This window comes from Iodobacter violaceini (assembly GCF_011601265.1).
Lineage (GTDB): Bacteria > Pseudomonadota > Gammaproteobacteria > Burkholderiales > Chitinibacteraceae > Iodobacter > Iodobacter violaceini.
Genome location: NZ_JAAOLX010000019.1, coordinates 18,265 through 30,028, shown reverse-complemented (window position 1 = coordinate 30,028; position 11,764 = coordinate 18,265). Strand labels below are relative to the sequence as shown.

General features: G+C 49.3%; 11 protein-coding genes. 3 read left to right on the top strand and 8 right to left on the bottom strand.

From position 1 onward, the window contains the following. Window positions 1-329: 329 nt before the first annotated feature. The 3 genes from HA050_RS21215 to HA050_RS21205 all read right to left on the bottom strand — a co-directional run bounded on the left by HA050_RS21215 (window position 330) and on the right by HA050_RS21205 (window position 3,141). Complete coding sequence (locus tag HA050_RS21215; protein ID WP_166830446.1) at window positions 330-2,036, bottom strand: proline--tRNA ligase; 1,707 nt, start codon at window positions 2,034-2,036, stop codon at window positions 330-332. Between the two features lie 108 nt (window positions 2,037-2,144). After that, a complete protein-coding gene (locus HA050_RS21210; RefSeq protein ID WP_166830445.1) occupies window positions 2,145-2,825 on the bottom strand; it encodes an N-acetylmuramoyl-L-alanine amidase family protein in 681 nt (226 codons plus the stop codon). Beyond that, window positions 2,800-3,141, bottom strand: coding sequence for a hypothetical protein (locus HA050_RS21205; RefSeq protein ID WP_166830444.1), 342 nt, complete (start codon window positions 3,139-3,141; stop codon window positions 2,800-2,802). Before HA050_RS21205 ends, HA050_RS21210 begins: the two co-directional genes overlap by 26 nt. Window positions 3,142-3,516: 375 nt before the next feature. Between HA050_RS21205 and HA050_RS21200 the strand changes: the two genes are divergently transcribed. From HA050_RS21200 to HA050_RS21190, 3 genes are all read left to right on the top strand, one after another. Next, window positions 3,517-4,836 carry a sodium-dependent transporter gene (locus tag HA050_RS21200; protein WP_166830442.1) on the top strand — a complete coding sequence of 440 codons (1,320 nt, stop codon included), beginning with the start codon at window positions 3,517-3,519 and terminating at the stop codon, window positions 4,834-4,836. A gap of 73 nt (window positions 4,837-4,909) precedes the next feature. Then, window positions 4,910-5,587: a tRNA (N6-threonylcarbamoyladenosine(37)-N6)-methyltransferase TrmO gene (gene tsaA, locus HA050_RS21195; RefSeq protein ID WP_166830440.1), complete on the top strand. Its 678-nt coding sequence runs from the start codon at window positions 4,910-4,912 to the stop codon at window positions 5,585-5,587. Further along, a complete protein-coding gene (locus HA050_RS21190; RefSeq protein ID WP_166830438.1) occupies window positions 5,584-6,459 on the top strand; it encodes a patatin-like phospholipase family protein in 876 nt (291 codons plus the stop codon). The genes tsaA and HA050_RS21190 overlap by 4 nt, the downstream gene beginning before the upstream one ends. A gap of 268 nt (window positions 6,460-6,727) precedes the next feature. On the opposite strand, the gene dinB is transcribed toward HA050_RS21190, so the two are convergent. The 5 genes from dinB to erpA form a co-directional block, all read right to left on the bottom strand. Next, window positions 6,728-7,789: a DNA polymerase IV gene (gene dinB / locus HA050_RS21185; protein ID WP_166830450.1), complete on the bottom strand. Its 1,062-nt coding sequence runs from the start codon at window positions 7,787-7,789 to the stop codon at window positions 6,728-6,730. Between the two features lie 109 nt (window positions 7,790-7,898). Beyond that, a complete protein-coding gene (locus tag HA050_RS21180) occupies window positions 7,899-8,978 on the bottom strand; it encodes a hypothetical protein (protein WP_166830436.1) in 1,080 nt (359 codons plus the stop codon). Between the two features lie 119 nt (window positions 8,979-9,097). Then, a complete protein-coding gene (locus tag HA050_RS21175; RefSeq protein WP_205836543.1) occupies window positions 9,098-9,700 on the bottom strand; it encodes a malonic semialdehyde reductase in 603 nt (200 codons plus the stop codon). Further along, the gene (pap, locus tag HA050_RS21170; protein WP_166830434.1) at window positions 9,697-11,193 is read right to left on the bottom strand and encodes a polyphosphate:AMP phosphotransferase; all 1,497 of its coding nucleotides are present in this window, start codon (window positions 11,191-11,193) and stop codon (window positions 9,697-9,699) included. The genes HA050_RS21175 and pap overlap by 4 nt, the downstream gene beginning before the upstream one ends. Before the next feature lie 180 nt (window positions 11,194-11,373). Continuing rightward, window positions 11,374-11,724: an iron-sulfur cluster insertion protein ErpA gene (gene erpA, locus HA050_RS21165; RefSeq protein ID WP_115230207.1), complete on the bottom strand. Its 351-nt coding sequence runs from the start codon at window positions 11,722-11,724 to the stop codon at window positions 11,374-11,376. Window positions 11,725-11,764 lie beyond the last annotated feature (40 nt).

The window sequence follows — 11,764 nt, the reverse complement described above, 5'->3', positions numbered from 1 at the left end:
TTCGTTTCCGTGTGTGCTGCAGCGAGAGGCCGAAATATACGGACCTTGCCGTACCGGGTCAACCACTACCAAGCAATAAAACCGTAGTAATACGCTAAGTTATTGATTTGTATAAAACACAAATCTGCATACAAAAAGCAAAACCATACCTGTTTTTCAACAAACGCCTTCTGAACAGACACAAAAAAAGAACAGCACCACTCAAAAACAGGCAAAACACGAAAAAACCGCAGCAAACAACTTAAAACATACGGGTTTTTATCGGCAGCGGAGGATTTTCAAAACGAAAAAAAGGCGCTGTATATATGCAGCGCCCATTCACTACAAACTTACTTTTCGCCGAGAATGCGAACTGCATCAGCTAATGCAATTTTTTCCATCTCGCCACCGGCGCGGGCGATGTATTCAACCATCCCTTCTGCCAGACCTTTTTCACCGATAGTGATGCGATGCGGAATGCCGATGAGCTCCATATCAGCAAACATCGAGCCCGGACGCTCATTACGATCATCCAGCAAGACATCAACGCCTGCAGCAACAAACCCGGCATACAGCGCATCGGCGGCAGCTTTAATGGTTTCTGAGCGATGATAGCCCATAGGCACAATCGCTACAGTAAATGGCGCGATGGCTGCTGGGTATTTAATCCCACGCTCGTCATGGTTTTGCTCGATGGCAGCGGCAACGATGCGCGATACGCCAATACCATAGCAGCCCATTTCCATCGTTTTTAGAGAACCATCAGCATCTGTGAACTGACACTTCATTTTTTCTGCATATGTAGTGCGCAGCTGGAAGATGTGGCCCACTTCGATACCACGACAGATTTCCAATGTACCTTTGCCATCCGGGCTGGCATCGCCGTTCACCACATTACGAATATCGGCAACGATATTTGGCTCTGGCAGATCACGGCCAAAATTAACGCCTGCCAGGTGGAACTTCGGCTTATTTGCACCACAAACAAAATCGCTCATAGCGGCAACGGTGCGATCTGCGATCACACGGATGCCAGCTGGAATACCGACTGGCCCAAGGAAGCCCGGCGGGCAATTAAAGGCTGCGCGGATTTCTTCATCGCTGGCAAAGCGGAAATCAGCCATGCCTTCAACCTTACCCAGCTTGACTTCGTTCAGATTGTGATCGCCGCGCAGCAGGGCAATAACCAGCTCATTGGCGGATGTCATCAAGGCCAGTAATTTAACAGTGCGCTCAATACTGATATCTAAGAGTGCCGCAACAGCTTCGCACGAGGTTTGCTTAGGCGTATCAACATCACGCATCGCCTCAGCTGGCGCACGGCGTGGCTCTGCAGGCGCAAACGCTTCAGCAAGCTCGGTATTGGCTGCGTAGTCCGAATCCGGACAGTAAGCCAAAAGATCTTCACCCGCATCTGCCAATACATGGAATTCATGACTGCCCGAGCCGCCAATTGCGCCGGTGTCGGCCGCCACAGCGCGAAACTTCAGGCCAAGGCGAGTGAACACATTGGAATAGCTTTGATACATCACGCCATAAGTGGCTTGCAGCGATTCAAAGTCGGCATGGAAAGAATAAGCATCTTTCATCATAAATTCGCGCGCGCGCATCACGCCAAAACGTGGGCGGATTTCATCACGGAATTTAGTCTGTACCTGGTAGAAGCTCACTGGCAGCTGCTTATAGCTGCGTAATTCTGAGCGGGCGATATCGGTAATCACTTCTTCGTGCGTTGGGCCAAAGCAAAACTGGCGCTCGTGGCGATCGGTGATTTTCAGCATTTGCGGGCCAAACACATCCCAGCGGCCGGTTTCTTGCCACAGCTCTGCAGGCTGCACCGCAGGCATAAGCAATTCTTGTGCGCCTGCCTTATTCATTTCATCACGAATCACGGCTTCGACTTTACGCAGTACACGTAAGCCCAGCGGCATCCAGGTATAGAGGCCGGACCCCAGCCGCTTGATTAAACCTGCGCGCAGCATCAGCTTGTGCGAGATCAGTTCGGCCTCGGAAGGCGCTTCTTTTAAAGTCGAGAAATAAAGTTGTGACGTGCGCATGGCGGCAACCGGGTTCATTTAAAAACAAAGGAGGGATTTTAGACGATAGACCTGCCCCTGTGCCAACCTTGCATCAACATTTCGCAAAGGAGCCAGAGGGGAATTGACTTACTTAAGGCAGGACAAGCCTTTCAAAATCGCTTCAGCCATTTGATTTTGAGTAGCGGGCTCCTGCAAAGTCAGTGCTTCGGCGCGATTCACGATCACTCCAGCCTCCAACAGGATTGCTGGAATTTTGCCAAGGCGAACCACAACAAAATCAGCGTCGTAAATGCCAAGCTTAGGATCAAGCTGCAGACGATCTTCGCCTGCAATACCTAGAGCATGGTGGTCCGTGGGCTTAAAGCCCTGAGCAAGCAGAGATTGCGATACGGCCTGAGCGCAGGCAAAAGAGCGACTAAACTGCGAAGCCTGCGAATGAACAAACAAAGAATATCCGCTGAATTGATCCGCATAGCGCTGACTCTTACCCGCCACATCCCAAACCTGCAAATACTGAGGCTGAACCGAATCATGGTGGATAGAAAGCAGCAAATCAGCCGCTGCTGCGGCCTGTACCCGGGCACGCAAGTCGCGCATCTGGCCATCCGCATTAATTAAAAGCACTTTATGCCCTGCTGTCTGCAAGGTGCCTTCTACCCGTCGGGCAAGCGCCAGGTTGTAGCTGAACTCGCTCATTCCATAGGCGCTCGTTGCACCAGGCGCGGCCAGATAGTGGCCGACATCCACAGCAATCGTAGCGGCCTGCGCCGGTACGGCAAAACTAAGCAGCAGGAGTAGTCGCCACATTGGCTTTCTCAGCACGTTTGATTGCAATTTTTGGACGCAATATATTCATCATCACTACATCGCGCAGCCACATCAGAAGCAATAGCCAGACCACCAGCACACCCGCATAGGGGAGGCTGTTGTTTTGGAAATCAGGCCATATGGAGGCCAGAACAGGGTTGATTACAAATTGCACACTGGCAATCACCACAACGAGCAAAACCAGAGTCGACATTGCGCGTTCTTTTAAAAACGTGCCGCGCAACAAAACACGCTGCTCCCAGCGGCTTAGGCCATCAAGTTCCGGAACATGATCGGGGCGAAAATAAAATGACATGGCTACCTCACAAAAGAGCGGCTAGTGTCGCGTCTTGTTTCTGACTTGGCAAGTCAAAAACTCTTTTTCACGTCTTTTCATTCACTTATCCTCCGGCTGAAAACATCAGGCCTGCCAGACATGCAAATAGCATTGCAATAAGGCGCAAAGACTAAAATCAAGTAAATATTCAATGAAGATAAAAAATAACAAGTCAGGTTAAATGCATACTTACCCACTAAATCATTAAAAGCCACAAGCCTTTCCTGATTTATAAAGATAGCCTTTCAGCAAATCAGCTTATTGATGCCATCTTTTCGAAATCTGTCTTTCAAAAAAATGACGGGGTAGTTCTATGTCCTTTTTTTCAGCAGTAATTATTTCGGAAAATGATCTATGTCTCGTGCAAATTGGGGCTCTCGCCTCGGCTTTATTCTGGCCGCTTCCGGCTCCGCAGTTGGCTTAGGTGCCATCTGGAAATTCCCCTATGTAGCAGGTAAAAACGGTGGTGGCGTATTTTTGCTGGCCTACCTTGCCTGCGTTTTCACCGTTGGTATCGCACTTCTGCTGGCAGAAATGGTAATTGGCCGCGCAGCCAACCGCTCTGCGACCACGGCATTTCGTGATTTAAAAGGTGGTCTCTGGCCTTGGGCAGGCCGCTTATCTGTACTGTGTATTTTTATTGTAATGGCTTACTACAGTGTGGTCGGCGGATGGGTGATTGCTTACATTGGTAAATCCATTACGGGCGAAGCACTGGGGCAAGACACCAAGGCACTCAGTGCCGCCTTTACGCACTTTATTGCGGACCCGGCCAGCGCCCTGTTTTATACAGCACTATTTCTGGGCGTAACCGTTGCCGTTGTATTAGGTGGTGTACAAAAAGGCATTGAGCGCATGAGTAAAGTACTGATGCCTGCTCTCTTTCTTTTAATGCTGGTCTTAATTGCCCGCTCACTCACCCTGCCTGGCGCATGGGAAGGCGTGCGCTACTTTATTACCCCGGATTTTAGCAAGCTGACTTCCGCCATGGTGGTTGATGCTCTTGGGCTGGCGTTTTTTTCGCTATCTCTGGGAATGGGGATTATTATTTCCTACGGCTCTTATGTAGATAAAGAAACCAATCTGGCCGGTGCAACGCTGTGGATTTCTATCCTGGCCACCTTAGCCAGTGTTTTGGCAGGCTTTATGGTTCTGCCCGCCGTATTTGCTTTTGGCGTTGACCCGGCAGCAGGCCCCGGCCTGACGTTTATCACTATGCCAGCTATCTTTGCACAAATGCCATTTGGCCAGGCATGGGCCATAGCTTTCTTCTTGCTGCTGTTATTTGCAGCACTCACCTCATCGGTATCAATTGTTGAACCGATTGTCAGCTACTTCATCGATGAATTTGGCTGGGAGCGTCGTCGTGCGGCTTATATCACCACCGTTGCTGTATTTATTGCCAGCATCCCTGCGTCCCTTTCTTTTGGCCCGATGGCAGAGATGAAATTATTTGGCAAAACAGCATTTGATCTGATGGATTACACAACGTCCAACATCATGATGCCAGCAGGCGGTATTTTAGTTGCCATCTTTGCAGGCTGGACAATCTGGCCGCGCATCCACAGCGAGCTGCTCAGCAATGGCGGCGGACGCTGGATACCTGCTTTCCGCGGTATTTGTGCCATCGTTGCGCCCATTATGATTGGCGTGATCTGGGTACATAATCTGTAAAGCAAGAAGTTAATTCGCATATAATCCAGCGGGGCTTCGGCCCCGCTTTTTTTGACTCTTGGTGGACGCCAGCGTGAGCAGTTTTACCTTTCAGCCCATCGGCTACTTGGCTACTCCCTTTGCAGATAAATTTGGTATTCCACGCCAGCCCGGCTTAGCCCCCAACGCATTGGGCGTACTTAAGCTACTGCCGCCTTATAACCGCAGCGAAGCCGTGCGCGGGCTGGAAGACTTTTCCCATGTATGGCTCACCTTTGTGTTTCACCAAAGCGCCACAGACTGGAAACCCACCGTGCGCCCGCCAAGGCTGGGGGGTAATACCAGAATTGGGGTTTTTGCCAGCCGCTCACCGTTTCGGCCCAACCCAATTGGCTTGTCTTTAGTTGAACTGATTAAAGTGGATACCCAGTCTGGCGCCACCCTGACATTTAAAGGGATTGATTTAGTCGATGGCACGCCCATTTTAGATATCAAGCCTTATATCCCTTACGCTGAAAGCATTCCTGATGCGCGAGGCGGATTTGCTGACAGCCCACCACCAGAACTTAAAGTTGTTTTTACCCCTGATGCAACAGCCCGCCTGATACCAGGGCTGCGTGAATTAATTGAAGACGTATTAAAACAAGACCCCCGGCCAGCCTATGCACATGATGCAGACCGCATCTATGGCGTAAGGCTGTATCAATTTGATGTGAAATGGCGCTGCGACGGACAAACCGCCTGCGTGATCGCCCTGGAGAAAGTAGTATGAAAAAACTGTTTGCAGGCTTAATCAGCCTGAGCTTTTTAGCTGCATGCACCAGTAATCCGCCAGCGGAGCCTAAACCACTCCCTAAACTTAAAATTGGCCTGGCACTCGGTGGTGGCGCCGCCAAGGGCTTTGCCCATATTGGTGTGATTAAAATGCTGGAAGCCAACGGCATCGTTCCAGACGTGGTTTCTGGCACCAGCGCAGGCAGCGTTGTTGGTGCACTTTACGCATCGGGAATGAATGGTTTTACACTTCAGGAACGTGCTTTTGGCCTGGATGAATCACAAATCCGCGATTTAAGCCTGATGTCCGGAGGCTTAGTTAAAGGGCAAAAACTGCAAGATTACGTTAACAAACTGGTTGATAACCGCCCTTTGGATAAGCTCAACAAACCTTTTGCGGCAGTAGCGACCGAGCTGGACACCGGCACGCGAATTTCTTTTGCACGTGGCAACACCGGCCAGGCTGTGCGTGCTTCATCCAGCATACCCGGCGTATTTGAGCCTGTAGTGATTGCCGGGCGTCGCTATGTGGATGGCGGTGTGATCAGCCCGGTGCCTGTTGATGCGGCCAAAGAGCTGGGCGCTGACTTTATTATCGCAGTGGATATTTCATCTAAAGCCAACGGCAGCAACACCCCAAACAATATGCTCGGAATCGTAAACCAAGCTGTCATGATCATGGGGCAAAAACTGGGCGAACAAGAAATGATTCGCGCGGATTATATTCTGCGCCCAAAAGTAGGCAAGATTGGTGCCGCAGATTTTGATCAGAAAAACGTGGCCATTTTAGAAGGTGAAAAAGCAACGGTTGCCGCCATCACAGAAATTAAACGCCGTATGCTTGAAAAGCAAAAAGCGCTGGCTAAATAAGCCGCACAGATCTACCCATCTAAGCTTGTTGCTTAGTCTGACCAGCTAACACGTATTATTTTTTGTCAGACACGCGGCTTCAGCTTTACGCTAAGCAGCCAAAATATTAAAACCAGAGAGCGCAGAGTACACAGAAGCAAGAGTTAGCCCGCTATCTCTGTGCACCCTGCGCTCTCTTTTTTTCCAGAGCTTCAAGCGCAGCGAGCAGGAAAATCCTGTTACATGGCCTCACTAAACCGCTGAGTATTTCAGGAACCAGACAATTCAGTTACGCTGGCCACAGGCACAGCTGCTCTGGCTGCACTCTGGCCTCTTCAAATCTGGCCCCTACTCCCAAAAGCCTCACAGGCTTTTTACCCCGCTCAAAGCCTTCAGCCAGCAAAAGCCTAAAAGTTTCTATTGATGGATGCGGGCAAATGCACTCCACCGTTGTCTGGCTAAAATCACTGAATTTTATTTTGACGAAAGCTTTATGCTGACGCTCGCCAATAGCGCGCTGCATTCGCTGCTGCCAATCACTCACCAGAGCGGGTAAAGCGGCATGACAGGCGGCCAGATCAGGCAAATCATGGTCAAAGGTATTTTCTACCGATAATGATTTCCGTCGCTCATCGCAAGCTACAGGCCGTAAATCGATCCCCCGGCATTGCTCGAATAGCTGGCTGCCAAATTTGCCGAACTCACGCAGTAACCGCTCCAATGGCCAGCCCTGCAAATCAGCGCAACAATGCGCCCCCTGCCTTGCCAGACGGGCAGCCGTCACTTTACCTACACCCCAAAGCTTTTTAAGCGGCAAGCCAGGCATAAAGGCATCGATATCCTGCGGGCGAATCACAAACTGCCCGTTTGGCTTATGCCAGTCGCTGGCAATTTTGGCTAATAGCTTATTGGGGGCAATACCCGCGCTGGCGGTAATGCCGACTTCTGTGGCGATACGCTCTCTGATTTCCTGCGCCATGCGTGAAGCGCTGCCCTGACAATGCGGCAGGCCAGTGACATCTAAATAAGCTTCATCCAGCGACAAAGGCTCAATATTGTCGGTGTAATCGGCAAAAATAGCGCGCATCGCTTGTGATGCAGCGCGGTAACGGGGGAAATCAGGGGGAAGTAAAACGAGCTGGGGGCACATTTGCTGTGCGCGATAAGTAGACATCGCCGAGTGCACGCCAAACTTGCGTGCCGGGTAATTACAGGTGGCAATCACACCTCGCCGGTCGGCCTCTCCGCCAATCGCCAAAGGCACATTACGCAGCGCAGGCTGATCACGCATTTCAACTGCTGCGTAAAAACAATCGCAATCAATATGGATGATCTTGCGCTGGGCGTGCACGGCGTAATCCAAAAAGAATCTGTGCCGTTATTGTACGATCGTTCTATAGGATTGTCAGCACCACAATCGCTCATGCTGATATAAGGCGCCCGGCACAGAATCTATGGCTTTATTCCTGATGCTGATGCAAAGCAAGCAGATCAAAAAGCTGAGGCTCGAAATACTCACCCTTCTCATCCCAATGCCGCAGCTGGAAAGCCAGCTTCTCTAAAGAAATATGTCCCACCCCAAACCGGTCACGGGTTCTTTTTAGCATCTGTGCCTGGCCCAATAAAAATGCACGCCGGTCTTCTATTTGTTTTCTTTCCCGCCGGTGAGCGCCCAATGACAAATGCAGCCAAATCACCATGGGAACAGCAAGCCACCACCATTCCATAAATAAGCTCACCAATGCCAGCAGTGACAAAGCGATATACCAGCACTGATCTGCAAATTCAAAATGAGGCATCCAGTTTGATAAAGAGGGCCAGCGACGCTTGAGTAACGATGCGGTCAGTTGATCATCTAATGCATCATGCTTTTTTCGTGCGAGACCCGCATCTAATGCAAGGGTGACATACCACTGGGTAATCAGGGGGCAATGCAGCCAGGGCGAAGCCAGATAACGCTGCAAATGCTCGCTGAGCTGCGTTTTAAATTCTTCGCTTAACAATGGCGGCACGCTGTCATTTTGCATTTCGCTGTGTGCATGCTGAACCAGCAGCGGATAACCTGCCACATCCGTCAGCTCGCGGCGGCGGTTAGACAGCAAATCAGGGGGCAGCGCTAATGAAGGGTGATCAAGGCGCACATAGTTAAACAGCAAAGCTTCTAAATCTGTGAAATCCGGCGTTTTTCCCTGCTCATTTTTAAGCTGATCACGTAAGCGAAGAATTTCAGCAGAAACCAAGGCACCAATTGGCGCGGCTTCAGGTACCCATGTAAACCGAAGTAAATTTTCTGCTTTATAAAACGCCTCTTCATACTGGCGGGCATAGCCTTCGTAATACATGCCCATTGCTTCAGCATCGCGCGTTTTATCTCCGGTCAGCAGGGGCAAAGTAGGCGGTGAGCGTTTTAAATCCAGACAAATCCGATTGGCAATGGTTGCCAGCTCAGGGGCAATCCCTGCACGGGCAAACAGAGGATCAAGCTCGCGCTTTTTTTGCCGAACCTGCTCCAACGCCTTCCAAACACTCCATTCCGCCATTATTTTCCTGAATTACCCATTACAGAGAGAAACACAAACCTAAAAATGCACAGCATAATAAAGCCGCGAAGCACCTGAGTCATCAACGCGGCTTATTTTCCGTGGTTTTTCAAAAGAGATTATTCAATCCGGCAAGCTTGTGCAAAATCGAGGCGAGGGTTTCTTGGATAAAGCTGAGTTGTATCGCCATAACCCAAATTAATCAAGAAATTAGAACGCCATTGGCTGCCGGAAAAAAAAGCCTCATCTACTTTGCCCTGATCAAAACCAGACATTGGCCCGCAGTCTAAGCCTAATGTGCGTGCAGCCATAATTAAATAAGCACCTTGCAAACTGCCATTTCTTTGTACTGTGCTATTAATGGCGGCTTCATTACCAGCAAACCAGCTTTTTGCATCTGCTTGTGGAAATAACACAGGCAATTGCTCATAAAACTCTAAATCATGAGCCACAATCACCGTTACCGGGGCGCTCATGGTTTTTTCAATATTGCCTTCACTCAGGGCAGGCAATAATTTGGCCTTGGCCGCTGCAGATTTAACAAAAATAAATCGTGCAGGTGCCGCATTAGCAGATGTAGGAGCCCATTTTAATAAATCATAAAGCTGATGCAATAACTCATCACTGACATCACGATCCTGCCAGGCATTATGCGTACGTGCTTCAGTAAATAATTGCGCCTGAGCTTTGTGATTTAAAACTGAATCAATAATTAAAGTCATTTTTTCTTTTCCTTGCTTTGTAAACGAGACTCTAAAGCCTCACAGAGTTTTTCTAAGATGCTGATTCTGGCCTGGTATTTATTATTCGCGCCTATCATATGCCAGGGTGCATGCAGTGTATTGGTGCGATCAATCATATCGCTGGCGGCCACAATATATTCATCCCATTTATCACGGTTACGCCAGTCTTCATCGGTGATTTTAAAACGCTTAAATTCAGTTTGTTCGCGTTCTTCAAAACGCCTTAATTGCTCTTCCTTGCTGATGGCCAGCCAAAACTTTAATACGATGCTGTTAGCGGCATCTAATTCTGCTTCAAAATCGTTGATTTCGTTATAGGCACGCATCCAGTCTGCACGCGGCGCAAACCCCTCGACCCGCTCAACTAAAACACGGCCGTACCATGAACGATCAAAAATAGTCATTCGGCCATGCTGAGGAACATGCCGCCAAAAACGCCAGAGATAGGGCTGAGCGCGCTCTTCTTCTGTGGGTGCGGCAATAGGTACCACCCGATACTGGCGCGCATCAAGCGCAGCCGTAATTCGCCGAATGCTTCCGCCCTTACCTGCAGCATCCATGCCCTCAAACACTAAGGAAACAGACATCTCTTTAAATTTAGGGTGGCGGGTCAGTAAATTCAGCCGGCCTTGTAATTCTTCAAGCTTAACTGAGTAATCAGCCTTGCTTAAATTGCTGTCTAACTGCAATTTATCCAGGAGGCGCAATCCATCAATCGAAGGGAGCAATGGTGCGGCTTCGATTCGCTTATGCGTTGAAGTGCCACGCTCCAGATGGTGCTTAATTGCTTCTTCAATCTGCTTGCCTACCGTAAGCGAGCGATAATTTGCATCAGTCCCTTCGATCACCCGCCACGGTGAGTCTGCCAGATTTGAGCGCATGACCATGGCGAGCTGCGCTTCCATAATCTGATCGTAATATTTCAAAAATTGCTTATCCTGATCGGTAACCCGCCAGGCGGTGCGATCGTCAGCCTCCAGCTTCTTAATGCGTTTTTTCAGCTCATCCTTGGGCAGGTGCAGCCAAAACTTCAGCAGCAATACGCCTTCATCAGAGAGCATTTTTTCAAAACGCGCAATACGCTCTACTTCATGCTCAAAGCGATCCGCGTAGCCACCTTGCAAGTAATCCCACATCGGGCCCGCGTACCACCCCCCAAACATCAGCGCAATTTTACCTTTGGGAGGAAGTGCCCGCCAGAAACGCCACATGGCAGGTCTGGCCTGCTCTTCATCGCTTTTTAATCCAAATGCGTGGCTTTCGATCAGCCGAGGATCCAGCCACTCCAAGAGTAAATTAGCTGTTTCTGCCTTACCCGCAGTAGGTACGCCTCCCAAAAGAATCACCACAGGAAAATCAGCCTGCTCTTTTAATTGGTATTGCACGGCCAGTAGGGCCTCACGCAATAAAGGCTCCTGCTCTTTATAAACGGCTTTATCTACTTTATGACCTAACTGTGCAGATTCAAACATGCCTTACCCCCAGCGTTGAGTAAGTTCATTATCAGTCAGGAGTACGAAATTACACCAGTACCAATATGACTAAAGATGTATTTAATACAAAGCAGATTGAAAGCCTGGCCGCCTGAATACGGCTTGTTCAGACGAAAAAAAAGGAAGCAAGCTTCCTTTTCTGTGATGGCGCTAAAGAGCTTACACCGAGAATGAAGAACCACAACCACAAGTAGTCGATGCATTTGGGTTCTTGATGGTGAACTGTGAGCCTTCAAGGCTTTCCACGTAATCGATCTCGGCCCCCACCAGATATTGGTAGCTCATCGGATCAACCAGTAAGGTGACGCCGTTTTTTTCAACCGGGGTATCGTCTTCATTCATGATTTCGTCAAATGTAAAACCATACTGGAAGCCAGAACAGCCGCCGCCGGTTACAAACACACGAAGTTTCAGATCCGGATTGCCTTCTTCAATAATTAAATCGCGGACTTTTTCCGCAGCAGAATCAGTGAAAACAAAGGGGATTGGCATGTCGGTCACAGTGTTCATGGGACACTCCAAAAATAGTTGACTAAAAGGATAAGGTATT